Origin of the sequence: Nitrobacter sp. TKz-YC02 (assembly GCF_049852135.1) — a bacterium.
Lineage (GTDB): Bacteria > Pseudomonadota > Alphaproteobacteria > Rhizobiales > Xanthobacteraceae > Nitrobacter > Nitrobacter vulgaris.
This window is the reverse complement of record NZ_CP180728.1, coordinates 201,445-225,205: the sequence shown is the minus strand read 5'-3', so window position 1 is coordinate 225,205 and position 23,761 is coordinate 201,445. Positions and strand designations below refer to the sequence as shown.

At 63.0% G+C, this 23,761-nt stretch carries 18 protein-coding genes; 13 read left to right on the top strand and 5 right to left on the bottom strand.

Going from position 1 to position 23,761, the window contains the following annotated elements; translation table 11 throughout:
- Positions 1 to 264 precede the first annotated feature (264 nt).
- Positions 265 to 771, top strand: a complete 507-nt coding sequence (irrA, locus tag ACM561_RS01060) for an iron response transcriptional regulator IrrA (RefSeq protein WP_425907391.1) — start codon at positions 265 to 267, stop codon at positions 769 to 771.
- A 109-nt stretch (positions 772 to 880) separates the two neighbouring features.
- Here irrA and ACM561_RS01055 read toward each other — a convergent pair whose 3' ends face one another.
- The gene (locus ACM561_RS01055; protein ID WP_425909856.1) at positions 881 to 1,384 is read right to left on the bottom strand and encodes an SH3 domain-containing protein; all 504 of its coding nucleotides are present in this window, start codon (positions 1,382 to 1,384) and stop codon (positions 881 to 883) included.
- 393 nt (positions 1,385 to 1,777) lie between these two features.
- Between ACM561_RS01055 and ACM561_RS01050 the strand changes: the two genes are divergently transcribed.
- On the top strand, positions 1,778 to 2,779 hold the full coding sequence (locus ACM561_RS01050) for a 2-hydroxyacid dehydrogenase (RefSeq protein WP_309773358.1): 1,002 nt from the start codon (positions 1,778 to 1,780) through the stop codon (positions 2,777 to 2,779).
- A 156-nt stretch (positions 2,780 to 2,935) separates the two neighbouring features.
- Here ACM561_RS01050 and ACM561_RS01045 read toward each other — a convergent pair whose 3' ends face one another.
- Positions 2,936 to 3,736 carry a HesA/MoeB/ThiF family protein gene (locus tag ACM561_RS01045; RefSeq protein WP_425907389.1) on the bottom strand — a complete coding sequence of 267 codons (801 nt, stop codon included), beginning with the start codon at positions 3,734 to 3,736 and terminating at the stop codon, positions 2,936 to 2,938.
- A gap of 121 nt (positions 3,737 to 3,857) precedes the next feature.
- Here ACM561_RS01045 and ACM561_RS01040 point away from each other — a divergent pair, with 121 nt between their 5' ends.
- Positions 3,858 to 5,192: a serine protease gene (locus tag ACM561_RS01040; RefSeq protein WP_425907387.1), complete on the top strand. Its 1,335-nt coding sequence runs from the start codon at positions 3,858 to 3,860 to the stop codon at positions 5,190 to 5,192.
- A gap of 32 nt (positions 5,193 to 5,224) precedes the next feature.
- Here the strand turns inward: ACM561_RS01040 and mutM are convergent, their stop codons facing one another.
- A complete protein-coding gene (gene mutM, locus ACM561_RS01035; protein WP_425907385.1) occupies positions 5,225 to 6,106 on the bottom strand; it encodes a bifunctional DNA-formamidopyrimidine glycosylase/DNA-(apurinic or apyrimidinic site) lyase in 882 nt (293 codons plus the stop codon).
- A 33-nt stretch (positions 6,107 to 6,139) separates the two neighbouring features.
- Positions 6,140 to 6,520, bottom strand: a complete 381-nt coding sequence (locus ACM561_RS01030) for a glyoxalase superfamily protein (protein WP_425907384.1) — start codon at positions 6,518 to 6,520, stop codon at positions 6,140 to 6,142.
- A gap of 122 nt (positions 6,521 to 6,642) precedes the next feature.
- Here ACM561_RS01030 and ubiE point away from each other — a divergent pair, with 122 nt between their 5' ends.
- The 4 genes from ubiE (at position 6,643) to dut (ending at position 10,924) form a co-directional block, all read left to right on the top strand.
- Positions 6,643 to 7,401: a bifunctional demethylmenaquinone methyltransferase/2-methoxy-6-polyprenyl-1,4-benzoquinol methylase UbiE gene (ubiE, locus tag ACM561_RS01025; protein WP_425909854.1), complete on the top strand. Its 759-nt coding sequence runs from the start codon at positions 6,643 to 6,645 to the stop codon at positions 7,399 to 7,401.
- Positions 7,398 to 8,966, top strand: coding sequence for a 2-polyprenylphenol 6-hydroxylase (gene ubiB / locus ACM561_RS01020; RefSeq protein WP_425907382.1), 1,569 nt, complete (start codon positions 7,398 to 7,400; stop codon positions 8,964 to 8,966). Before ubiE ends, ubiB begins: the two co-directional genes overlap by 4 nt.
- A 66-nt stretch (positions 8,967 to 9,032) precedes the next feature.
- Positions 9,033 to 10,469 (top strand): bifunctional phosphopantothenoylcysteine decarboxylase/phosphopantothenate--cysteine ligase CoaBC, encoded by a 1,437-nt coding sequence (coaBC, locus tag ACM561_RS01015; protein ID WP_425907380.1) that lies wholly within the window; start codon positions 9,033 to 9,035, stop codon positions 10,467 to 10,469.
- Entirely contained in the window at positions 10,466 to 10,924 is a 459-nt protein-coding gene (gene dut, locus ACM561_RS01010; protein ID WP_425907378.1) for a dUTP diphosphatase, read from the top strand. The genes coaBC and dut overlap by 4 nt, the downstream gene beginning before the upstream one ends.
- A gap of 18 nt (positions 10,925 to 10,942) precedes the next feature.
- On the opposite strand, the gene ACM561_RS01005 is transcribed toward dut, so the two are convergent.
- Entirely contained in the window at positions 10,943 to 11,188 is a 246-nt protein-coding gene (locus tag ACM561_RS01005; protein ID WP_425907377.1) for a hypothetical protein, read from the bottom strand.
- Between the two features lie 372 nt (positions 11,189 to 11,560).
- Here ACM561_RS01005 and ACM561_RS01000 point away from each other — a divergent pair, with 372 nt between their 5' ends.
- The 6 genes from ACM561_RS01000 (at position 11,561) to addA (ending at position 23,748) form a co-directional block, all read left to right on the top strand.
- Complete coding sequence (locus tag ACM561_RS01000) at positions 11,561 to 14,077, top strand: PAS-domain containing protein (protein WP_425907376.1); 2,517 nt, start codon at positions 11,561 to 11,563, stop codon at positions 14,075 to 14,077.
- Positions 14,074 to 15,597, top strand: coding sequence for a tRNA (adenosine(37)-N6)-threonylcarbamoyltransferase complex ATPase subunit type 1 TsaE (gene tsaE / locus ACM561_RS00995; RefSeq protein ID WP_425907374.1), 1,524 nt, complete (start codon positions 14,074 to 14,076; stop codon positions 15,595 to 15,597). Before ACM561_RS01000 ends, tsaE begins: the two co-directional genes overlap by 4 nt.
- A gap of 103 nt (positions 15,598 to 15,700) precedes the next feature.
- A complete protein-coding gene (locus tag ACM561_RS00990) occupies positions 15,701 to 16,021 on the top strand; it encodes a PilZ domain-containing protein (protein ID WP_425907372.1) in 321 nt (106 codons plus the stop codon).
- 273 nt (positions 16,022 to 16,294) lie between these two features.
- Positions 16,295 to 17,017, top strand: coding sequence for a nucleotidyltransferase family protein (locus tag ACM561_RS00985; RefSeq protein WP_425907371.1), 723 nt, complete (start codon positions 16,295 to 16,297; stop codon positions 17,015 to 17,017).
- A 75-nt stretch (positions 17,018 to 17,092) separates the two neighbouring features.
- Positions 17,093 to 20,245, top strand: a complete 3,153-nt coding sequence (addB, locus tag ACM561_RS00980; protein WP_425907369.1) for a double-strand break repair protein AddB — start codon at positions 17,093 to 17,095, stop codon at positions 20,243 to 20,245.
- Positions 20,239 to 23,748: a double-strand break repair helicase AddA gene (gene addA / locus ACM561_RS00975; protein ID WP_425907367.1), complete on the top strand. Its 3,510-nt coding sequence runs from the start codon at positions 20,239 to 20,241 to the stop codon at positions 23,746 to 23,748. Before addB ends, addA begins: the two co-directional genes overlap by 7 nt.
- The last annotated feature ends 13 nt before the right edge of the window (positions 23,749 to 23,761 follow it).

Sequence of the window (23,761 nt, the reverse complement as noted above, 5' to 3'; positions counted from 1 at the left end):
CCTGCCAAGCCGATTATAAGGTGACGGTTACGGGGACAGCTACCCTTCGTCCCAACTTGCGATCCGACCAAAAACTTAACTTATTGATAAGTATATATAATTTTACTCCGCACGCGTCAGGCCCGCTGAAAAGCGCGGAACTCGGATACGAGTTTTGAGCCGTTCTAGTTGCGAAAAACTTGCATCTAAGGACCTTCTTTCCTATAGTACAAGACAGCAAGCTCCCTTGGGGAACGGTTGACGGTTGGATTAAGAGTTTTTCGGATGCATGGCGTGAGTACAAGCGAGAACATCGTAGTTGTGACCGAGGACGACCATGATGTATCGGCGGTCGGTAACGGGCGGCAGCCGACGCTGACCGGCTGCCCTTGGCACGATGTCAACGAAATGCTGCAATCGGTCGGGCTGCGGCCGACCCGGCAGCGTATGGCGCTTGGCTGGCTGTTGTTCGGCAAGGGCGCACGCCATCTCACGGCGGAAATGCTTTACGAAGAAGCGACTCTCGCCAAGGTTCCTGTTTCGCTCGCCACCGTTTACAACACGCTCAATCAGTTGACCGACGCCGGACTGCTGCGCCAGGTCAGCGTCGATGGCACCAAGACGTATTTCGATACCAACGTCACTGCCCATCACCACTTCTATCTTGAGAACAATCACGAACTGGTCGACATCCCCGATCCGCATCTGGTGATGCCGAAGATGCCGAACGTGCCGGAAGGCTACGAGATCAGCCGTATCGATATGGTTGTGCGGCTGCGCAAGAAGCGGTGATCCGACTCGCAGTTTCGAACGATGTTCCCGCTGCCCGGCCTTGCGCCGGGCATTTGTTTTTGTGAGAGGTGTTTAGTCCAACGTTCCGGCGAACGTGGCCGAACAACAATCAGTTGATTTTCTCATCGGCATAGACGCCCCAGAGTCGCTGCTGCTCGATCCAGCCGTCGAAGCCGTCACCCGCAACATGGCACCATCCCGACGCGCAATGTTTGACCTGCGCCACGACGCCAGCCTGCAAGCGGGCAGCCACATTGCCTTGAACATCCGCGCGATCATACAGCAGCGCGAAGTCGTTCTTCGTCTTCATCGTGACGACTGCGGTGCGACGGCCTGACAGCAGCGAGTGATAGACCCAACCCTCGGCTCCCTCGGAGTCCCGGATGCGGCGCCAATTCTCGAATTCCGCAGTGATTTCGACGGGGAGGCCAGCCTTGGTATAGACCCAGGCGACGTCGTTATCCTTGGTCGGACCGGCGCGGACGTTCACGTGGTCGGACTTCAGGCTCACATAACGCGGAACCGGCAGTCCGCTGGTGGATAGCGCGGAGTCCTTGGCGGCGGCGGTGGTTTCGACCCCGGCCGCACTCAGCATCGCTGCTGCGAACACCATGGAAATAGTGCGCCATTTCACCATCATCACCTGCCCCCGAGACGTCCACCATACCACCCGAACCGGCCACCCCGTCTTCCGGACCCGTCTTGCCTTGGCACGACCTTCTGCTAGAGAGGATCAAACCCAGGATGACCGGGAAAGTGCACAGAAGATGCGAGGGACCCGGGATACCAGGGAGACAGCCGATATCAGCCAGCGACTGCAGTTTCGAACGTGTGGGTTAACAGGGACTGAACGGTATGTCCGCAGAACCTGATTCGCTTGGATTGCGGGTTGCCACAGGCAGTTTCCGAACTCGAACGCGTGGTGTCACCGCGTCACTCCGATGTTTCATCAAAGGTTGCCGCAGGGGTCTACGAATTTCGAAAATCGGAAACTAGAGAGCATCAAATGTCGATCAAGAAAAAGCCTCTGGTTGTCGTCACGCGCAAGCTGCCGGACTCGGTCGAGACCCGAATGCGCGAACTCTTTGACGCGCGGCTCAATCTTGACGACCGGCCGATGACGGCCGAACAGCTCATGGACGCCGTCCGCACCGTCGACATCCTGGTCACGACGGTGACCGACGATATTAACGGGACCGTGCTGAAACAGCCGGATTGCAAGCTGAAGCTGATCGCGCAGTTCGGCAACGGCGTCGACAATATCGATGTCGTCGCCGCGCACGAGCGCGGCATCACCGTCACCAACACGCCGAACGTTCTCACCGAAGACACCGCCGACATGACTATGGCGCTGATTCTCGCAGTCCCGCGCCGTTTCATTGAGGGCGCCGCGCTGCTGACCGCGGGCGGTGACTGGCCGGGCTGGTCGCCGACCTGGATGCTCGGCCGGCGGCTCGGCGGCAAGCGGCTCGGCATTATCGGCATGGGACGCATCGGTCAGGCCGTGGCGCGCCGGGCCCACGCCTTCGGCCTGCAAATCCACTACCATAACCGCAAGCCCGTGGCGCCGAAGATCGCCGACGAGCTCGGCGCGACCTATTGGGATTCGCTCGACCAGATGCTGGCACGGATGGACATCATCTCGGTGAACTGTCCGCACACCCCGGCCACCTTCCACCTCTTGTCGGCGCGCCGCCTCAAGCTGATCCGCAAGGACGCCTACATCGTCAACACCGCGCGCGGCACTGTCATCGACGAGGACACGCTGACGAAACTGATCGAGGCCGGCGAAATCGCCGGCGCAGCGCTCGACGTGTTCGAGCACGAACCCGCCGTCAACCCCAGGCTGGTCCGCCTTGCCAAGGCCGGCAAGGTCGTGCTGCTGCCGCATATGGGGTCCGCCACCATCGAGGGCCGCGTCGAGATGGGCGAGAAGGTCATCATCAACATTCGCACCTTCCTCGATGCACACAAGCCGCCGGACCGCGTGCTACCGAGCATGTTGTGAGACAGCGCGCCTTGCTTTTTCTCCTCCCCTTGCACGAAGGGAAGAAGCTCTGCGACTAGATTCTTTCACCGCTTCACGGAACGGTGAAAGACTTTAGCTTTTTGATTTGACGCGTTTTCTTCACGCGAACCGGATTCCACTTCGCTCGAAAACGCTCTAGCGATACGCGCTTAAATCCGTGATGGTCGGATGATCGCCGTTGAGCGGATTCGACGGATCGCGCCTGTAATTCAGCGTCTCGAACCGCATCGCGCGCGCATCCACCATCAATAAACGCCCGACCAGCCCCTCGCCGAATCCAACGATCTCACGGATCACTTCTAACGCCGTCATCGAGCCGAGCACACCGGCCAGCGCGCCGAGAATGCCCGCTTGCTGGCAGCTCGGCACCGTGCCCTCCGGTGGCGGTTCGGGGAACAGGCAACGGTACGTCGGATTGAACTCGCCATTGGCATTCGTCTCGTGCGCGCGGATCGTCGTCAGCGATCCGTCGAACACCCCGAGCGCGGCGGTCACCAGCGGCTTTTTCGCCAGATAACAGGCATCGGCCACCAGATAGCGCGTGGTGAAATTATCCGAGCCGTCGGCGACAACGTCGTAGTCTGCAAACAGTGACAACGCATTCGCCGCATCCAGCCGCATGTGATGGGCGTGGAATGCGACGTGCGGGTTGAGCGCGCGGATTTTGTCAGCGGCGCTCTGAACCTTGGGACTGCCGATATCCGGCGTCGCGTGAATGATCTGGCGCTGCAAATTCGACAGCGTCACCGCGTCGTCATCGATGACGCCGAGCGTACCCACGCCCGCGGCCGCCAGATACATCAGCGCCGGCGCGCCGAGACCCCCTGCTCCAATCATCAGCACGCGCGCATTGCGCAGCGCGTTCTGGCCGGGGCCGCCGACTTCGCGCATCACGATGTGGCGGGCATAGCGTTCAAGTTCGTCGGCGCTCAGCATCGTCCCTATCGTTCTCGTCTCTCGATCCAGCGCCGCAACGTGGCCTGAACCTCAGTGGCTGCTGTTACCGACCAAGCAGATGTGTTTCAATAGCGCCGTTTCAACGGAGGCGAAAGCTGCCATGCGAGCGACGATGGCCGCGGCATTGATGATCGTGGCCACCACGATGTATGCCCAAGCGCAAACCGGCGGCACTGCCGGAAGCGCGAAAAACAAACCGGCAGCCGCCCGCCCGCCGGCGCAAACCCCGGCCGATACCGTGAGCGCGATGGCACCCGCGGCGCTTCAGGCACTTCAATCCGACCTGGCATGGACCAGCCACTATAACGGCCTCATCAATGGCGAGGTCAGCGACAGGCTCATCACCGCGATCAAAGCATTCCAGAACGATCAGGGCGGCAAGCAGACCGGCGTGCTTAACCCGCAGGAACGCGGCGTTCTCGCCGCGGCGGCGCGGAAAGCGCGCGCGAATGTCGGCTGGAAGATCGCCGCCGATGCCGCTATCGGCGTTCGGCTGGGCCTGCCGGCGAGGCTGGTGCCGCAGCAATCGAGCGAGGGCGAAGGCACGAAATGGAGTTCTTCAACCGGCACGATCCAGATCTTCGTCATGCGCCGCAAGGAAGCCGGCCTCACAACCGCAAGGCTTGTCGACCACGAACGCAAGCAGCCCGTCGGTCGCAAGATCGACTATAGCGCCGTCAAACCGGATATCTTCGTGCTGTCAGGCACACAAGGTCTGAAGAAATTCTACATGCGCGGCCAACTCCGCGATAGCGAGGCACGCATCCTGACCATTCTCTACGATCAGGCCACCGAAGGCATCATGGAGCCGGTGGTGATCGCCATGTCGAGCGCATTCGACCCGTTTCCGGCGAACGGTCCGGCGCTTCGCAAGATGGTGGAATATGCAAGCGGCGTGACCGTCAGCAGCGACGGCGCGATCATCACCGGACGCGACGCCACCGACGGATGCCGGTCGATTGTCGTCGCGGGCCATGGCAATGCCGATCGGATCGCCGACGACAAGGATCACGGCCTCGCGCTACTGCGCATCTACGGCGCACATGGATTGCATCCGATCGCGCTCGGTCGCGATGCGGCAAAAGGCGGCGTCGATCTGGTCGGCATCACCGATCCGCAAAACCAGGGCGGCGGCTCCGCCGTCAGTCGCGTCAAGGCCTCGGTGACGCAGGGCGGCGATGAATTGATGCTGACGCCGGCGCCGGCCTTGGGTTTTTCCGGCGCGGCGGCGCTCGATGCAAACGGAAAGCTCGCAGGGCTTGCACTCCTGAAGCCGGCGGACATCGCCGGGCTTTCGGATGTGGCGCCGGCCGCACAGGCCGTGCTCGCTCCAGTGGAAGCCGTCCGCGATTTTCTGAAAGCGAACGATGTGACGTCCGACGGAACGCTTGATGCAGAAGCCGCCGTGGTTCGCGTCATCTGCGTACGGAGATAAGTCGGCCCATCCACTCGGCTGGCTGAACCGGGTTACGTCTGGCAACCCGGACACCAGAACGTCGAGCGTCCATTCTGGGTGAAGCGCCTCACCGTGCCCTTGCATGCCGGCGTCCGGCACTTGTCGCCCTCGCGATCGTAGACCCGAAACGAATGCTGGAAGTAACCGAGTTCGCCCGTGGTCTGACGATGATCGCGAAGCGAGGAGCCTCCCGCCTTGATCGCCTGATTGAGCACGTCATGAATGGCAGCGACCAGTCGTTCGGCGCGCTCAGACGGCGCACCCGTTTTCAGGGCAAGCGTCGAGGCGAGACGGCGCGGCGAAAGTCGTGCGCGAAACAGCGCCTCGCACACATAGATGTTGCCGAGCCCCGCGACCACGCGCTGATCGAGCAGCGCGGCCTTCAGGCTGGTCTTCTTATCGCGGCACGAACGCGCCAGCATCGCCGCGTCAAATTCATTCCCAAGCGGCTCCGGGCCGAGTCCTCTCAGTAGCGGCTCGTCGTCAAACGCTTCGCGCGCGACAACCTTCATGTACCCGAAACGGCGCGGATCGTTGAACACGATCTCGACGCCGGTGGACATCGTAAAGCACACATGATCGTGGACGCGGCCCTCGTTGCGCCGATGGTGAAAATCGCCCGGAGCCGCGGCTCCAGCCGCATCGATCACGCGAAACGATCCGGACATGCCGAGATGCATCAACAGCACGTCGCCGGATGCGAGGTCCGCCAGCAGGTACTTCGCCCGCCGCCCGAGCCTGGTCACGACCTGGCCCTCCAGGCGGGCGACGAAATCGGTCTGGAACGGAAACCGCAGGTCCTTGCGCCGGGTCTCGGCGCGGACGATGGTCGCTCCCTCCATCGCTGGCTGCAAGCCGCGGCGTACGGTTTCGACCTCGGGAAGTTCAGGCACCGCTGCACTCGTTTCGTGGGATTCTCCGGCGTTCTAAGCCGGGGTCTCGTTTTCTTCGCTGAAGACCAGCCAGTTATAGAACGGATCGGTCACCGTCATGGTGGTAGCCCCCCAGGGCTGGCGCTCCAATCCCGGCCGGGCATAGCCGTAACGCTTGGCAAGCAGCCCAGCCTGATAATCCGCAAGCCCCGTCGTCTCGATGATGATCCGTGCGCCGGGCGAGCAGCCTCCATGGTGTTCGCTGAGATGCAGCACCGCCGAGCCCAGCGATATCCCCATGTAGAGCGGCAGATCCGGCTCGAACCGATGTTCGAAATCGACCTTGAAGCCGAGAAAATCGAGGTAGAACTCCCGCGCCTTGCGGACATCGAACATCCGGAGGGTGGGGGTCACGCTGGCAAACTTTGGAGACATGGACGCTTCCCTCTTGATGTCGCCGGTTAACCACTCTCCGATGGCGATCCATCCTCAGATCGACCTGGCTTGTAGCGCAGCGCAGCATGGCAGGCTATGGTTCGGTCATGGAGAAAATGGGCATGGATCGAGAGGACCAGACGCATTTCGGCTTCAGGGAGGTCCCCCTGGTGGACAAGCAGACGCTGGTGAACGACGTCTTTCACAGCGTGGCGCAGCGTTACGACCTGATGAACGATCTGATGTCCGGCGGACTGCACCGTGTCTGGAAGGATGTGATGATCACGGCGCTGAACCCGCCGCGCAGCGATGCGCCGTTTTCGCTGCTCGATGTCGCAGGCGGCACCGGGGACATCGCCTTTCGGGCCGCGAAAGCCGCGGGCCACGGATTTCAGACCACCGTCTGCGACATCAATCCGGATATGCTCGCGGTCGGCCGCGAGCGCGCCATCAAGACGCATCTCGATCATCAGGTGTCGTTCGTCGAAGGTAACGCCGAGGCATTGGCGTTCGCGGATCGCAGTTTTGACGCCTATACCATCGCTTTCGGCATCCGCAACGTGCCGCGCATCGACGCCGCGCTGCGCGAAGCGTTTCGGGTGCTAAAGCCAGGCGGCCGGCTTCTCTGTCTCGAATTCTCGACGGTCGATGTGCCGGGACTCGACAAAATCTACGACCTGTTTTCTTTCAAGGTGATCCCGCCGCTCGGCCGCACCGTCACAGGCGACACCGACTCCTATCAGTATCTGGTCGAATCAATCCGCAATTTTCCGAAGCCGAACGCCTTTGCCGACATGATCCGTGACGCCGGCTTCGCCCGCGTGACCTGGCAGGCGCTCTCCGGCGGCATCGTCGCACTACACTCGGGCTGGCGTTTGTGATCTCCGCATTATCCCACGTCGCGCGGCTGGCACGCGCCGCGTTCGTGTTCGCGCGCGAAGGCGTGTTCGGCGTCGTCGATCCCTCGCTGGTGCCGCCGCCCGGACAGCTCGCGCTGCGCATGGCACGCCTCGTCGAGCGCCGCGGCGCGAAATCCGGCTCGCGGCTAACGCGCGCGCTAACGCGACTCGGGCCAGCCTATCTCAAGCTTGGACAATTTCTGGCCACGCGCCCCGATGTCATCGGCATCGCCATGGCTCGCGATCTGGAAAGCCTGCAGGACCGCTTGCCGCCGTTTTCACAAGCGGAAGCTGAAGCGGTGGTCGCGGCGTCTTTGGAAAGACCCGTGACACAGGTTTTCGCAAGTTTCGGACCGCCGGTGGCGGCAGCCTCGATCGCACAGGTCCATCGCGGCGAGGTCGAGAAGAACGGCGTCCGAAAGCAGGTTGCGGTCAAGGTGTTGAGGCCCAACGTCGGCGCACGCTTTCGACGCGACCTCTCGGACTTTTTTTTCGTCGCCAACAAGGCAGAAGCGCATTCGGCCGAAGCGCGGCGGCTGCGCCTCATCGAAATCATCAACACCATGTCTCGATCGGTAGCGATGGAAATGGACCTGCGGCTGGAGGCGGCCGCACTGTCGGAGATGGCGGAGAACACCCGCGACGATCGGGACTTTCGCGTTCCTACTGTGGACTGGGATCGCACCACTCACAACGTGCTGACGATGGAGTGGATCGACGGCATCGCGCTGAACGATCATGCGCGTCTTGCGCAGGCGAAAGCCGATCTGCCCGAGCTCGGCCGCAAGGTGATCCAGAGTTTTCTACGCCACGCGCTGCGCGACGGCTTCTTTCACGCGGACATGCATCCGGGCAACCTGTTTCTCGATGAATCGGGCCGGCTGGTCGCGGTCGACTTCGGCATCATGGGACGGCTGGGATTGAAAGAGCGGCGTTTCCTTGCCGAAATTCTGCTCGGCTTTATCACGCGTGACTACCGCCGCGTCGCCGAGGTGCATTTCGAGGCCGGTTATGTGCCGGGTCATCACTCGGTGGAGAATTTCGCGCAAGCGATCCGCGCCATCGGCGAGCCGATCCACAATCGCACCGCCGAGGAAATCTCGATGGCCAAGCTGCTGACGCTGCTGCTCGAGGTCACCGGCCTGTTCGACATGCAGACGCGCCCCGAACTGATCCTGTTGCAGAAGACCATGGTGGTGGTCGAAGGGGTGGCGCGCAGCTTCGACCCTAAATTGGATATCTGGACAGTGGCCGATCCGGTCGTCCGCGAATGGATTACGGAGAATCTCGGCCCGATCGGACGGATGCAGGGCGCGATGGCCGGCGCAGGCGAGCTTGGCCGCCTGCTCGGTGGGTTGCCGGCGATCGCCTCGCGAACGGTTTCTCTCATCGAGCAGTTCGAGGCGATGGCGCGAGAAGGGCTGACATTGGGGCCTGACACCATTGCGGAGATCAAGCGGGCTGAAGAACGCAGTCAGCGCTGGAACATTCTGGCACTATGGGTCATCGCCGCGGCGCTTATGGGTCTGCTTTGGACCGCGCATTGATCGATTTGATTGCAGTGACACCTATCGACTGATATCAATGCAATCATATGTGATCGCAGGACTATCATGGCCAGCCTGACCATCCGCAAGCTCGACGACGCCATCAAGGCCGGGTTGCGGATGCGGGCCGCCCGCAACGGCCGTTCGGTCGAGGACGAGGTCCGCGTTATCCTGCGCGAGGCTGCAACTCCCGCTGCACCGGCGGTCACCACCGCCAGCAACATATCCCGCAACGCAACAATCCCACGTGCGCATAATTTATTGCTTAATATCAATAGTTTACTTAGAATAACACTGATCATTGGCGGCGGGATCGCCGCTTATAAGGCGCTCGATCTGATCCGACGATTGAAGGAGCGCGGTTTTATTGTGCGATGCGTCATGACAAATGCTGCGCAGCAATTCGTCACGCCCCTGAGCGCCGGGGCGCTTTCAGATGAGCGTTGCTATACCGACCTGTTCGACCCCGGAAGCGAATTCGACGCGGGCCATATCCGGCTCGCGCGGGACTGTGACCTCATCGTGGTAGCGCCTGCAACCGCCGACCTGATGGCAAAGATGGCACACGGCCACGCTGACGATCTCGCGAGCGCCATTTTGCTCGCCGCCGACAAGCCGATTTTGCTGGCACCGGCGATGAACCCGCTGATGTGGAACAACCCGGCGACACGTCGCAACGTGGCGCAGCTCGCGCGCGATGGCGTCGCCATGATCGGTCCTGACGCCGGTGAAATGGCGGAAGCGGGTGAGACTGGCGTTGGCCGCATGGCCGAGCCTGTGACGATCGCGACCGCCGCCGAGCGGATTCTCAGGCCTCCGCAGGCGCAACCATTGAAGGGCCGCCGAATCCTGATCACCGCAGGACCGACCCTCGAGCCGATCGATCCCGTGCGCTATATCGCCAACCGCTCCTCGGGCAAGCAAGGCTTTGCCATTGCAGCGGCGGCGCAGGCAGCCGGAGCCGAGGTGGCGCTGATTTCCGGTCCGGTCGACCTCGATGACCCCGCCGGCGTCACCGTGGAGCATGTCGAATCCGCGCGGGAGATGCTGGCGGCTGTGGAAGCCGCGCTGCCCACCGACATCGCGATTTTCTCGGCTGCGGTTGCCGACTGGCGCGTCGCGCACGAAGGCGTGCAGAAATTGAAGAAGACCACGGCCGGGATTCCGCCGCTGCAACTGACAGAGAACCCGGACATCCTCGCAACTATCTCAAACCTGCGCGACAAACGCCCGCCCCTCGTGATCGGCTTCGCCGCCGAAACTGAACATCTCATCGAGAATGCCAAGGCAAAATTCGCACGCAAAGGCTGCGACTGGATCGTCGCCAACGATGTCTCCCCCGGAACCGGCGTGATGGGCGGCGACCGAAACACGGTGCATCTGTTGACGCGCGGCGAAGGCGGCGAGATCAAGACCGAGTCCTTCGCCGTCATGACCAAGGAAGAGGTGGCCGCAATGCTGATCGAACGCATCGTCTCAACCGTGACGGCTTCGTCGAAGTGAGCGGCCCGATCAAGGTTGAGGTCGTGCAACTGCCTCATGCCGAGGGTCTTCCGCTGCCTTGCTACCAAAGCAGCCAGGCGGCCGGCCTTGATCTCGTCGCCGCGATTCCCGAACAGGCGCCGCTGGTTCTCGCAGCCGGACAGCATGCGATGGTTCCGACCGGGCTGATCATCGCATTGCCCGACGGATTCGAGGCGCAGGTGCGGCCGCGCTCCGGCCTCGCTGCCAAGCATGGGGTTACCGTGCTGAATTCGCCCGGCACCGTGGACGCCGATTATCGGGGCGAGATCAACGTCCTCCTCGTTAACCTCGGAACGGCATCATTCACCATCCGCCGCGGTGAACGCATCGCACAGATGGTCGTGGCGCCAGTGACGCGCGTTGAACTCGCGCGCGCAGTGTCGTTGTCGGCAACGACCCGCGGCAGCGGTGGATTCGGTTCGACCGGACGCTAGCTTCACTGGTGCGCGAACTCATCGTTCGGGCGCGGGCTCGTTTGCTTTCGGCGGCACCACGATGGCGCCGGCGTTGGGGTGATGATCTTCGTCGAGCGTTCCCCGCCGGACTCCGTCACCCGGCAATCGTCCATCAAATAGGAACGGCCGTGTCCCATCCGCGCTGCCAACAGCCGGCGTGTGCGATTGTCCAGACTTGGTATCTTGCGCGTTGGCCGCGGTCGCGGCCAGTGCCAATACAAACGCGATTGCTAATCGTAACATGACGGCTCCTCCTCCTCTTGCGCGCGGGACTAAGCGCGCGGCGACCCGACTCAGTTTCGGCCACCGTCGGGGAGGAAACGGGCGCCAGGATGACGCCCATCCACGTCTTTGGTGGGATTCATATGTCAAGACGGGTGTCTGGAATAGAACCGGACATGACGATTCAATCAAACCTCATCCCGCTTTAGCCCCTGCCGCGCATCTTCAAGAAAATCGTTTCGAAAATGTCGCGGCCGCGCATTTTTCCATTGCCGGATTCCCGTTCACGGTCTGGACTCTTACCCCCCGAGTCCGCTTAAGCATAATGGTGGTCGATTCGTGAACGGCGAACGGTCTGCCGGTCGAACATCGTCGTGCGGTTTTGGGGCAAAGATGTCAGGCGTAATCGGCGTGATGCGTCGGACCTTACTGTCATGCACCTCGCTGGTGCCGGGCGGCATCGCCGGTGCCGGCGCGGTCAGCCTCATTGACATATCGCCCGCTTGGGCAGCCGAACCAGCGCTGGCCGAGCGGCTGCTCCAGACTTTCATGAATCTCAGTCGGCAGGATTTGACTGCGCTGGCAATGGCGCTCGGCGTACTGAGTTTCTCGGTGGTCGCCGCTATCCTGCTGATGCGCACGCGCATCCGCGCCGCCGCGAACGAACAGCGGCTGCGTGCTGAAATCCGCGAACTTCAATCGGAGGCCGACCGCTTTCGCGCCCTTCTATTCGTGGAACCGCAGATTTTGATTTCGTGGGGCGCTGGCGAGGACCGTCCCCAGGTCAGCGGCGATACCGCGCTGCTGTTACCACAGGATACAAAACAGCCCTTGCGGGTTTTGGCGTTCGGAACCTGGCTGCTGCCTGAGCCAGCGTTGCAGATGGATCACGCGGTCGATGCGCTGCGCAATGCCGGAGAAGGCTTTCTGCTCAATCTGGTCACGTCGGCCGGACGCACTGTAGAAGCGATGGGCCGCGCCATCGGCGGCCAGGCCATCGTGCGTATCCGCGATCTTGGCGGTTTGCGGCGCGACCTCGCCGAGATGACTCTGCGTCACAACAGTCTCCTGGCGGAAACAGAGATGCTGCGGGCGTTCGCAGCCGCAGCGCCATGGCCGCTCTGGGCGAGAGGCGAAGACGGCAATATCTCCTTCGCCAACGCGGCCTATGCGCGCGCCACCGACGCCGCCCACGCAACTGACGCCATCCAGCGCAATCTCGAACTGCTCGACAGCGAGGACCGTATCGCGATGGCGCGGGCGCTGAACGATCATGCCACTTTTACCGCGCGGTTGCCGATCGTCATCGGCGGCGAGCGGCGCATGCACGACATCCACGCACTGCGGACCACCGGCGGGAGCGCCAGCGTCGCGCTCGACGTCAGCGAGGCTACGGAGCTAAGGCAGGCGTTGGAACGGATGGCGGACGCACATCGCCGAACCCTCGACCAATTGTCATCCGGCGTCGCCGTGTTCGACGGGCAGCAGCGGCTCGCGTTCTACAACGACTCCTATCGACGGCTGTGGGACCTCGACCGCCCCTTTCTCGACGGCAATCCCGACGATTCCAGCGTGCTCGATCGCCTGCGCGCGGCGCGCAAATTACCGGAGCAGCCGGACTTCCGCGCATGGAAAGCACGCCTACATGAAGCCTATCGCGCCAACGAGGCCGTCAAGGACGTATGGTATCTGCCGGACGGGCGCGCACTCAGCATCGTCACCACGCCGAATCCGGAGGGCGGTGTCACCTACCTGTTTGACGATGTCACGGAAAGCCTGAATCTGGCTCGGCGATATGACCGGCTCATCACCGTGCAGCGCGAGACCCTCGACAGCCTGACCGAAGCAGTCGCGGTTTTCGGCAGTAACGGACGCGCGCAGCTTTTCAATCCCGCCTTTGCGCGGATGTGGAAGCTTTCGCCCGAGGCGCTCTCGCAGCAACCGCATATCGATACGGTCGAGGCGTGGTGCAAACCGTTGTTCGACGACAATGACGCCTGGCAGACGATCCGCAGGGCGGTCACCGGCATCGACAATCGCACCTCAGTGCCACTCAAGCTCGAGCGCAAGGACGGTAGCATACTGGACTGCATGACCATGCCGCTTCCGGACGGCGCCACCATGCTGACCTTCCATGACATCACAGATAGCGAGAACGTGGAGCGCGCGCTGCGCGAGCGCAACGATGCGCTCGAGACCGCCGATCAGATGAAAATCGATTTCGTCCATCACGTCTCGTACGAACTTCGCTCGCCCCTGACGACCATCATCGGCTTCGCGCATCTGATGAACGATCCCGGCACGGGGCCGCTCACCGAGAAGCAAGCCGAGTATGTCAACTACATCACCTCGTCGACCGACGCGCTGCTGGCGCTGACCAACAACATCCTCGACCTCGCCACCATCGACGCCGGCGCCATGACGCTTGAGCTCGGGCCAGTCGATGTCCGCAAGACCATCGCGGCGGCAGCGGAAGGCATTCAGGACCGCCTAACCCGCGATCGAATCGTGCTGAATGTCGATGTCGATCCGGACATCGGCAACTTCATCGGCGACGAGCGCCGCATCGTTCAGGTTCTCTATAACCTGCTTGCCAATGCCGCCAATTTCTCGCCGCCGGACGCCGTGATCACGGTGAGCGCCCGGCGCGCCGAGCACAGCGTGAGATTTGCCGTGATGGACGAAGGTCCCGGCATTTCGCCCGACGTCAAGGACAAGGTGTTCGACTGGTTCGAAAGCCACGCGAACGGATCGCGCCATCGCGGCCCCGGCCTGGGCCTCTCGCTGGTGCGCTCCTTCGTGGAACTCCATGGCGGACGCGTGCATTTCGATTCCACCACCAAGAGCGGCACCCGGGTCGTGTGTGATTTTCCGCTTGACCAAACCGCCCACCGAAACGCCGCCGAATGAGTGGACCGTCGAGATTCGCAACCGCGCTCCTCAACGAGACTGCGACCGCTCATCTCATGGCCGACCTCGCGCTCCTGATCGGTCCCGGGGACGTCATCACGCTGTCCGGCGATCTCGGCGCAGGCAAGACCTCCGCCGCCCGCGCCATGATCCGGTATCTCGCGGGCGACGACACGATCGAGGTGCCGAGCCCGACCTTCACGCTGGCGCAACACTACGATCTGCCACCCTGTCCGCTGCTCCACGCCGACCTCTATCGCATCGGTGGCCCCGATGAACTTGAGGAGATTGGCCTCGCGCCGCTGCCCGAAGACACGCTGGTCCTGATCGAATGGCCGGACCGCGCAGCCGGCAGCCTGCCTGCTGATCGGATCGACATCGCCATCAGCCACAGTCCGGCACTCGGATTAGCCGCGCGCGCCGCCGAAATCACCGGGTATGGCAAGGCCGCCTCGCAGGTTGCGCGGCTTGCCGCGCTTCGCCGATTCCTCGACGATGCCGGGTGTCTGGACGCGGAGCGGCGCCGCATGCCCGGAGACGCTTCGACGCGCTCATACGCCCGGATAATCTGCAGCGATGGCAGTTTCATCCTGATGAACGCGCCACGGCGACCCGATGGACCGGCGATCCACGACGGCAAATCCTACAGCGCGGCGGTGCATCTTGCCGAAGACATCAAGCCCTTCGTCGCGATCGCCCGCGGCCTGCGCGACCAAGGCTTCTCCGCGCCGGTGATCCATCATGCCGATTTGGAGTCGGGATTCCTGATTACCGAAGATTTCGGCAGCGCCAGCTTCGTCGAAGGCACGCCGCCGACGCCGATCGTCGAGCGCTATCAAACGGCTACCGATCTACTGGCCGCGCTGCATTGTCAGACACTGCCCGACACGCTTCCGGTGGCGGCGAACATCGCCTACACCATTCCGGTGTTCGATACCGAAGCGATGCTGGTCGAGGTCGGCCTGATGCTGGACTGGTATCTGATCGACCGCGGCATTGAACCGAGCGAAGACCTGCGCGCGGAGTTCACGACAATCTGGCGCGCATTGCTGGCGAAACCGAGTGCTGCGTCCAGAACCTGGGTGTTGCGTGATTTCCACTCGCCCAATTTAATCTGGTTGGAGCAACAGCGAGATATCCGAAAGGTCGGCATCATCGACTTTCAGGACACCGTGCTCGGTCCCGCCGCCTACGATCTGGTCTCGCTTTTGCAGGATGCGCGGGTGGACGTTCCCGAATCGATCGAACTCGCGTTGCTTACCCGCTACGTGAAGGCGCGGCTGGAATCGGAAGCGCGGTTCGATCCCGCCGGTTTCGCCGAGCTGTATGCCATCATATCGGCACAACGCAACACCCGACTGCTCGGCACGTTCGCGCGACTCAATCGGCGCGATGGCAAACCGCACTATCTGCGACATCAACCCCGGATCTGGACCTATCTCACCCGCTCGCTGGCTCACCCGGCGTTATCAGCGGCCCAAGAGTGGTATCAGAATCACGTTCCGCCTCCGGCGGGTTGAACCGTTTTATTTTACGCCTTTTTAGAAGTAGCACCGTAGCTTCGGAGCCCTAGATCTATCCCGCGGATCGCGGCAGAGTCGTCATTCCAAGGCGGAGCACATCATGGGTGTAGAACGGCGCAAAGGCGAGCGCGTCACCTTCGAGCGCGGTTACAGCGCGCGCATGATGGGCATCGACGGCACCTGGCGCCGCGACTGCACCATCGAGGACGTATCGGAAATCGGCGCCAAGCTGACTATCGAAGGCTCCATCGAAGGCCTGCATCTCAAGGAGTTTTTTCTGCTGCTGTCATCCACGGGTCTTGCCTATCGTCGCTGCGAACTGGCCTGGGTCAATGGCGACCAGGTTGGCGTCAATTTCCTGAAGCAGAGCGACAAAAAGAAAAAGACAGGTCGGCAAAACAGCGTCACGGCGGACACCTGATCCTGGAGCGAATGAAGAAGCGCGGTGCGGTTTCCGCCCGCATCCCACCATCCAATCCGGCAACCCCTCCGCTATCATGGGCGCCTCATCATCTCGGGCGCGTATCGCCGGAGTTATCAGTGCGATTCGCAACGCGGCGTGATACGCTTCTGATGAAATCAGAAGCGTGGCTTTATGACTCTGATTTGACGCGTTTTCTTCACGCGAACCGGGTATCCACTTCGCTCGAAACCGCTATAGTTCGCTGAATCGACGATGTGCGTGAGCTAAGACATGCCAGTTACTCCTACCAAAGCCATGGTGCTCGCCGCGGGCCTCGGCCTGCGCATGCGGCCGCTGACCGAGCGGATGCCCAAGCCCATGGTGCCAGTGGCCGGCAAGCCGCTGCTCGATCACGTACTGGACAAGTTGGCGGAGACCAGCGTCGAAGAAGCGGTCGTTAACGTGCGCTATCTTCCCGATCAGATCATCGATCATGTCGCGCACCGCATCAGGCCGCGGATCATTATCTCAGATGAGCGCAATGAGGTGCTGGGCACCGGAGGCGCCGTGGTCAAGGCCCTGCCGCTGCTCGGCGAGGCACCGTTCTTCCATCTTAATGCCGATACGATGTGGATCGACGGCGCGCGTTCCAACCTGATGCGGTTGACCGAGGCCTTCGATCCCGCGCGCATGGACATTCTGCTGCTGATGGCGCCGACCGCGAACAGCATCGGCTACAGTGGCAGCGGCGATTACGCTATGCTCTCCAACGGAGCGCTTCGCAGGCGGAAAGAAAATCAGGTCGTGCCGTTTGTCTATGCCGGCGCCGCCATTATGTCGCCCGCATTGTTCGCCGACACGCCCCTAAGCGAGTTTCCGCTGACGAAGGTGTTCGATCTCGCCAATGAGCGGGACCGGCTGTTCGGGCTGCGGCTCGACGGCGTCTGGATGCATGTCGGAACACCCGATGCCGTCCAGGCGGCCGAGAAAGCGGTCCTCGCGGGCGTCATCTGACGCCTGCCTTTCAACCGGTCGCCGCTCCTCTCCTGCCCGTGTCATGATATGCCTGATCTCGAATCAGGATCCTTCATGCGCGTCCACAACGTCCCCGCATCGGCACCGTTTCTACATACCGTCATCACCGCACTGGTCGACGGCGAGCTGATCGAGGGATTCCGTCCGCGCGCGCAGCCCGAACGACTTGCCGAAGCCACGCTCTACTTGCCGACCCGCCGCGCCGGCCGCATGGCGCGCGATATCTTCCTCGACGTGTTGCATCTCGACGCCGTTATCCTGCCGCGTATCGTCGCGCTCGGCGGCATCGATGAGGACGAACTGGCTTTCGCGCAGGCAGTCTCGCTACCGCCAGAGACGCTCGAATTGCCGCCGGCGCTCGACGGGCTCGCGCGCCGTCTCGCGCTCGCGCAGCTTATCAATGCATGGGCGAATCGGCTGAAACCCGGAGAGCCGGCGCAGGCGCCGCTGGTTCTCGGCGGCCCGGCCTCGACGCTGACGCTTGCCGAGGATCTCGCGCGACTGATGGATGACATGGCGACGCGCGGCGTGGATTGGTGCGCGCTCGACGGGCTCGTGCCCGAGGCGCTCGATCGCTATTGGCAGCTCACGCTCGATTTCCTGAAGATCGCGCGGGACTATTGGCCGGATCATCTTCAGGAAAAGGAGCGGATCGAACCGGTGGCGCGGCGCGATCGCCTGATCGAAGCCGAAGCCGCGCGTCTCCTCACCCATCATGCGGGACCAGTGATCGCGGCCGGCTCCACCGGCTCGATGCCATCGACTGCAAAACTGCTGCATATCATCGCCACTCTGCCGAAGGGCGCCGTCGTGCTGCCGGGGCTCGATACCGACCTCGATGAAGACGCATGGCAACTGATTGGCGGCCGCAAGGATAAAAGCGGCGCATTCATCACGCCGCCCGCCGCCGGTCATCCCCAGTTCGCGCTGCACGGCCTGCTCGCGCGCTTCGGCGTCGCGCGGAGCGACGTGAGAGCGCTTGGCTCCCCTGCGCCATACGGACGCGAGATGCTGGCGTCCGAGGCAATGCGGCCGGCGGAGGCGACCGCCCAATGGCACACCCGGCTTGCCGAGCCCGAGGTCACCGAGAAGATCGCGGCCGGATTGCAAAGCCTCGCCGTAATCGCCGCCGCCAATCCCGAAATGGAAGCGCTCAGCATCGCCGTCGCCATGCGCGAGGCCCGCGACCTGAACAAGACCGCGGCGCTGGTGACATTCGACCGAGCGCTGGCGCGCCGGGTGATGGCGGCGCTCGGCCGCTGGAATCTCGCCTTTGACGATTCGGGCGGCGACCGGCTGATGGACACATCTGCGGGAATATTCGCACGATTGGTCGCCGAAACGGCGTGCAACGGTCTGGAGCCGCCGACCCTGCTGGCCCTGCTGAAGCATCCGCTGTGCCGGCTCGGTCGCTCCGCTGGAGGATGGGCGCGCGCAATCACGACACTGGAGCTTACGATCCTGCGCGGCACCCGGCCGCCGCCGGGCAGCAAGGGAATCGCGGACGAGTTTGCGCGATTCTGCGACGAGCGCGACAAGCTCGATCGCGGCGAGAGTTCGTCTCTGCATCGCAGCGAGCCCCGCGCCGCGCTGAAGCCGCACCAGCTTGACGAAGCCCGCGACCTGATCGCGGTCTTGCGGGATGCACTCGCGCCGCTCGAAAGAGACGGAACATCGCGATCGGCGGACTTCACCGTCCTCGCCGAACAGCATCGCCAGGTAATCGACGCGCTGTCGTATGACGAGCGAGGAATTACCGGCGCATTCGACAACCACTCCGGCTCTGCACTCGCCACCGCGTTCGACGATTTGCGCGAGGCGGGTGATCGCAGCGGCCTGATAGTCAAGATCGCGGACTATCCGGAAACGTTCGAGGCCGCGTTCGGCGACCGCGTCGTGCGCCGGCCGCAGACGACCCCGGCGAGCCTGCGTATCTACGGACCGCTGGAAGCGCGTCTCACTCAATGCGACCGCGTCATTCTCGGCGGACTCAATGAGGGCGTATGGCCGCCCGCGCCGCCGACCGATCCCTGGCTCAGCCGGCCGATGCGACACGAACTCGGGCTCGATCTTCCGGAACGGCGCATCGGGCTTTCCGCGCACGATTTCACTCAGCTTCTCGGGGCCGAGGATGTCATCCTCAGCCATGCCGCCAAGGCCGGAGGGTCGCCGGCGGTTGCATCCCGTTTCCTGCATCGGCTCGAAGCCGTCGCCGGCACGACACGCTGGACGGCTGCGAAACAGGCGGGAGCGCGATACATTCAATATGCGGAAGCGCTCGATCGGCCCGACGAGGTCACGCCCATCGCGCAGCCTGCGCCGAAGCCGCCGCGCGCCGCGCGGCCGACGCGGCTGTCCGTAACCGCGATCGAGGACTGGCTGCGCGATCCTTACACGATCTACGCCAAACACATTCTGAAACTCCTGCCGCTGGAGGCCGTCGATATGCCTTTGTCGGCGGCGGACCGCGGTTCGGCGATTCATAACGCGCTCGGCGATTTTACAAAACTGCATCCGGCAAACCTGCCCGACGATCCGCAGGACGTGTTGCGCGCTATCGGCGAAAGCCGTTTCGCGCCGCTGATGCAGCGGCCAGAGGCGCGCGCGCTGTGGTGGCCACGCTTCCAGCGCATCGCGGCGTGGTTCGCAGAATGGGAAGCGTCGCGACGAACGCAACTCGTGAAGATCGACGCCGAGGTTAGCGGCAAGATCGAGATCCAGATCGACGGTGAACGCAACTTTATTCTGTCGGCGCGCGCCGACCGCATCGAGCATCTCATCGACGGTCGCTTTGCCGTTCTCGACTACAAGACCGGCAGCCCACCGAGTAACAAGCAGGTGCGGCTCGCTTTGTCGCCGCAGCTTACGCTGGAATCCGCGATCCTGCGCAAGGGCGGCTTCGCGGGCATTCCCTCCGGCGCATCGGTCAGCGAGCTGGTGTATGTCCGGCTTAGCGGCAACAACCCACCCGGCGAGCCACGTCAGGTCGATCTCAACAACAGCAAGACCGACAAACAATCGCCGGATGAGGCAGCCGATCGTGCTCTTCAAGAACTCACCGCGCTGATCCGCGCTTTCGACGACGAGCAACAGGGCTATGCATCGCTCGACCTGCCGATGTGGAAAACGCGCTACGGTGCCTATGACGATCTCGCACGGGTCAAGGAATGGTCGGCGGCGGGCGGGCTGGGGTTAGAGGAATGGTGAAGGCGTCCCGCCCTGTTCATCCCGACGCCAGCGCCCGCCAGCAGCGCGCGTCCGATCCGGCAACCTCGGTGTTCGTGTCCGCCAACGCCGGATCGGGCAAGACTCACGTGCTGGTGCAGCGCGTGATCCGCCTGTTGCTCAACGACGTTTCCCCGGCGCGCATCCTTTGCATCACCTTCACCAAGGCCGCCGCCGCGAACATGGCGGAGCGGGTGTTCTCAACGCTGGGTCACTGGGTCACGCTCGACGATAAGGCGCTGGACGCAGCGCTGCGCGGCGTCGGTATCGCGCAGCCTGACGTGAAATGGCGAGAACGGGCGCGCAAACTGTTTGCATCCGCGCTGGAAACGCCGGGCGGCCTGAAGGTGCAGACCATTCACGCGCTGTGTACGCGGCTGTTGCAACAATTTCCGTTCGAGGCGCAGGTGCCGGCGCGCTTCACCGTGCTCGACGAGCGCGACCAGACCGAGATAATGGAGCGCGCGAGCATCAGTATCATGCTTGATGCTTCGCAAAATCCGGACAGTCCGGCCGGGCGAGCGCTGCGATACGCCATGGGCGCGGCCGCTGATTCGACGCTGCGGGACGTCGTCAACCAGGCCTGTCTCAGCCGCGATCACGTCATGCTCCGGACCGAAGACCGCGGCATCGAGCAGACGATCCGGGATGTTGCCGATACGCTCGGTGTCGATCCAGCCGAGCGCGTCGAGGATGTCGAGCGCGAGATCGTCGATGGGCCGAACCTACCGCGCGCGCAATGGCTTTCCGCGGCTGCGGTGTTTGCGACCGGCAGCTCGACCGATCAGGATCAAGCGAAGCGTCTGCGCGAGGCGCACGCCATGGTGGGAGACGCCGCGCAAGCCGATCGCTATCTCGACGTCTTCCTGACCGGGGATGGTGGCCGGCGCAAATCCTTCGTTACAAAGAAGATCAGCGATGTCCGACCCGACATCGCTGAAATGCTCGATCGCGAGTGCACCCGTGTGATCGCGCTGCTCGAACGCCGACGCGCCATCAACATCCGCGACCGCACGCAATCCCTGCTGATCATCGCGACCGCAGTCGCCTCCAACTACCAGCGCGAGAAGCGCGAGCGCGGCCTTCTTGATTACGACGACTTGATCGACAAGACGCTTCAGATGCTGGAGCAGACATCGCCGGGATGGGTCCACTACAAGCTCGATCGCGGCGTGGATCACGTGCTGATCGACGAGGCACAGGATACGAGTCCAAAGCAATGGGACATTGTCGAGCGCATCATCGCCGACTTCACCACCGGCGAAGGCGCGCGCGAAGGCGTTAAGCGAACCGTGTTCGCGGTCGGCGACGAGAAACAGTCGATTTTCTCATTTCAGGGCGCGGCCCCGCGCGAATTCGACGAGCGGCGGCGCAAGCTGGAGCAGAAATTCCGCGATGCCGAGCTTCCGTTTCGCAAGGAGGATTTCATCTACTCGTTCCGCTCAGGGAAGACGATCCTCGAGTCGGTCGACCATGTGTTCCGCGATCCGAATATCTATTCCAGCATCCATGCGGTCGGTGCCCATCCCGTGCATGAATCGCTGGCGGACGCCGCACCCGGCATCGTCGACCTCTGGAATTTGGAGGAGCGCGACCAGCGCGAGGAGATCGAGGGCTGGCGCGCGCCGTTCGATCAGGTCACCGCAACCAGCCCCGAGGTCAAACTTGCACGGCGCATCCGGGCCGAGATCAAGACGCTGATCACGCAAGGCACCATGACCGGACATTTGGGCAACCGCCGCCCGCTCGGCTATGGCGATATCCTGGTGCTGGTGCGGCGACGCGGGAACACCTTTGACGCCGTCATCCAGGCGCTGAAGCAGTCCGGCATTCCCGTGGCCGGCGCCGACCGCCTCAAGCTGACCGAGCACATCGCGATCATCGACCTGATGAACCTTACGGATGCGCTGCTACTGCCGCGGGACGATCTGGCGCTTGCAGTGGCGCTGAAAAGCCCGCTGTTCGGCCTCGACGACGACGACCTGTTCACGCTGGCATGGCAACGCAAAGGCTCGCTGCGCGACGCGCTCGCCGAGCATGCGCCAACTAACGATAGACTCCGTGACGCACTCGAGCGCCTCAAGCGGTGCGAAAGTCGCGCCACACGCGAGACGCCGTTCGCGCTTTTCGCGTGGCTCCTGGGCGGCCAAGGAGAGATCGATGGCGGACGACGGCGCATCCTGCGTCGGCTCGGCCATGAAGCCAATGATGCGCTCGATGAGTTTCTTGAACTGGCGCTGACCTATGAGCGCAAGGCCCCCGCGTCGCTGCAAGGCTTCATGGCGTGGTTGCGCGCTGCGGATACCGAGGTGAAGCGCGACATGGAAATTTCGCGCGACGAAGTGCGCGTGATGACCGTGCATGGCGCGAAAGGACTCGAAGCCTCGGTGGTGTTTCTCGCCGACACGTCGACATCGCCAGCCGACACCGAGCGTCTCAGCCTGATTCGTATGGCGCGCGGCAATGCCCTCGCCGGCGTTGCCGGCGTGACGATATGGGCCGGCAAGAAGGCCGAGGATCCGCCTTGCGTGGCGCAAGCCCGCGCAGCCATGACCACGGAAACCGAGCACGAATATCGCCGTCTGCTTTACGTCGCGATGACGCGCGCGGCGGACCGCCTGATCATCGGCGGCTGCAAGCCAGGAAACCGCAAAGATGTCCGAAAGTTCTCCTGGTACGACCTGATCGAGACAGGTCTGGGCAATTCCGGCCTTGCGATGCAGGAGTTCGAAACCGTGGCTGGCAAGGTCAAGCGTTTCGCCCGGCCGGGGAAAGCCGAATCGGATGCCGCAGGGCCGGCAGCTACTGCTGCTGCCGTCGCCGAGATTACGTTGCCGCCGCCCTGGCTGCACCGCATGGCCACGCCGGAAGCGCCCGCAAGCCGATCGCTACAGCCCTCGGATACTGACGAGGCCGTGCATCATCGCTTGCCGGCCAGCGCTTTCCCGGATCAGCGCCACCGCGCGCGACTGCGGGGCACGCTGGTGCATCGCCTCCTGCAATCCCTGCCGGACTTGCCGCGCGATCGCCGCCGAGACACGGCACTTTCCTATCTCGCACGCAACACGAATGGCTGGAGCGCCGCCGAGCGCGACGCGCTGGCGGCGCAGGTCATGGCGGTGCTCGATGATGCGAGGTTTGCGCCCGTGTTCGCGGCGGGCAGTCGGGCCGAGGTCGCGATTGCCGGAAGGTTGACGACGCGGCGGGGCGATCCCGTGCTGGTATCCGGCCAGCTTGACCGGCTCGTGGTAACCCCCGACGAGATTCTGGTCGTCGACTACAAGACCGACCACGCACCACCCCCGAACGTTGCCGGCGTTCCGCCGGCCTATATCCGCCAGCTCGCGCTCTATCGCGCGGTGCTTGCAAGCCTGTACCCGGAACTGCCTGTCAAGGCGGCGCTGCTCTGGACCGAGGCGCTTGAAATGATGGAGATTTCAGCCACAGTGCTCGATGCCGGGTTGGAAGCAATCATCTCCGTGTGAGAAACCTTGACCC

What these genes read in the sequence shown, in the direction of transcription:
- irrA (WP_425907391.1), top strand. Translation starts at nt 265, where the DNA reads ATGCATGGCGTGAGTACAAGCGAGAACATCGTAGTTGTGACCGAGGAC.
- ACM561_RS01055 (WP_425909856.1), bottom strand. Translation starts at nt 1,384, where the DNA reads ATGGTGTTCGCAGCAGCGATGCTGAGTGCGGCCGGGGTCGAAACCACC.
- ACM561_RS01050 (WP_309773358.1), top strand. Translation starts at nt 1,778, where the DNA reads ATGTCGATCAAGAAAAAGCCTCTGGTTGTCGTCACGCGCAAGCTGCCG.
- ACM561_RS01045 (WP_425907389.1), bottom strand. Translation starts at nt 3,736, where the DNA reads ATGCTGAGCGCCGACGAACTTGAACGCTATGCCCGCCACATCGTGATG.
- ACM561_RS01040 (WP_425907387.1), top strand. Translation starts at nt 3,858, where the DNA reads ATGCGAGCGACGATGGCCGCGGCATTGATGATCGTGGCCACCACGATG.
- ACM561_RS01030 (WP_425907384.1), bottom strand. Translation starts at nt 6,520, where the DNA reads ATGTCTCCAAAGTTTGCCAGCGTGACCCCCACCCTCCGGATGTTCGAT.
- ubiE (WP_425909854.1), top strand. Translation starts at nt 6,643, where the DNA reads ATGGATCGAGAGGACCAGACGCATTTCGGCTTCAGGGAGGTCCCCCTG.
- coaBC (WP_425907380.1), top strand. Translation starts at nt 9,033, where the DNA reads ATGGCCAGCCTGACCATCCGCAAGCTCGACGACGCCATCAAGGCCGGG.
- ACM561_RS01005 (WP_425907377.1), bottom strand. Translation starts at nt 11,188, where the DNA reads ATGTTACGATTAGCAATCGCGTTTGTATTGGCACTGGCCGCGACCGCG.
- ACM561_RS01000 (WP_425907376.1), top strand. Translation starts at nt 11,561, where the DNA reads ATGTCAGGCGTAATCGGCGTGATGCGTCGGACCTTACTGTCATGCACC.
- tsaE (WP_425907374.1), top strand. Translation starts at nt 14,074, where the DNA reads ATGAGTGGACCGTCGAGATTCGCAACCGCGCTCCTCAACGAGACTGCG.
- ACM561_RS00990 (WP_425907372.1), top strand. Translation starts at nt 15,701, where the DNA reads ATGGGTGTAGAACGGCGCAAAGGCGAGCGCGTCACCTTCGAGCGCGGT.
- ACM561_RS00985 (WP_425907371.1), top strand. Translation starts at nt 16,295, where the DNA reads ATGCCAGTTACTCCTACCAAAGCCATGGTGCTCGCCGCGGGCCTCGGC.
- addB (WP_425907369.1), top strand. Translation starts at nt 17,093, where the DNA reads ATGCGCGTCCACAACGTCCCCGCATCGGCACCGTTTCTACATACCGTC.
- addA (WP_425907367.1), top strand. Translation starts at nt 20,239, where the DNA reads ATGGTGAAGGCGTCCCGCCCTGTTCATCCCGACGCCAGCGCCCGCCAG.